This window comes from Janthinobacterium sp. GMG1 (genome assembly GCF_034427795.1).
In the GTDB taxonomy this organism is placed as follows: domain Bacteria; phylum Pseudomonadota; class Gammaproteobacteria; order Burkholderiales; family Burkholderiaceae_D; genus Janthinobacterium.
Genome location: NZ_JAXQNT010000042.1, coordinates 1 through 652 on the forward strand (window position 1 = coordinate 1; position 652 = coordinate 652).

General features: G+C 66.1%; 1 protein-coding gene. It reads left to right on the forward strand.

The genetic code is table 11. From position 1 onward, the window contains the following. On the forward strand, positions 1–652 hold a 652-nt coding region (locus tag SJI03_RS28795), incomplete at both ends, for a phosphopantetheine-binding protein (protein ID WP_322429457.1).

Genomic DNA, 652 nt, shown 5'->3' on the forward strand with positions numbered 1-652 from the left:
AAGCGCCTGGCGGCGTATGTCGTGGCCGAGCCAATGGCATGGTCGGCCGATGCGGTGCGTGCCCAGTTGGCCAGCACGCTGCCGGACTATATGGTGCCCACGGCGCTGATGTGCCTTGCGGCCTTGCCCGTCACGTCAAACGGCAAGATCGATCGGAAGGCGCTGCCGGCGCCGACGATAGCGGCCGAACAGGCTTTCGTGGCGCCGGCAACGGCATGCGAATTATGGCTGGCGGATGTGTGGAGCAGTTTGCTCAAGCCAGGCCGGCCGGTGTCGGCGGCGGACAATTTCTTTGCCTTGGGCGGGCACTCGTTGCTGGCCATGCGCGTGATCGCCAAGGTGCGCCAGGAGCGTCAGGCGGCCTTGCCGATCACTGCCGTGTTCGAGGCGCAGACGCTGGCGGCGCTGGCACTGCGCATCGAGCAGGCCGGGCCAGCGGAGGCGCAGCCGATCGTGCATCGCGGACCCGGACGGGCGCCGTTGTCGCATGGCCAGCAACGCCTGTGGCTGATCGACCAGATGGGTGATGGTGCCAGCGTGCAATATCATATGCCGATGGCGCTCGAACTGCGGGGCGAGTTGAATGTGGCGCTGCTGCAGCAGGCACTGCAACTGGTGGTGCAGCGCCATGAAATACTGCGCACGACCTATG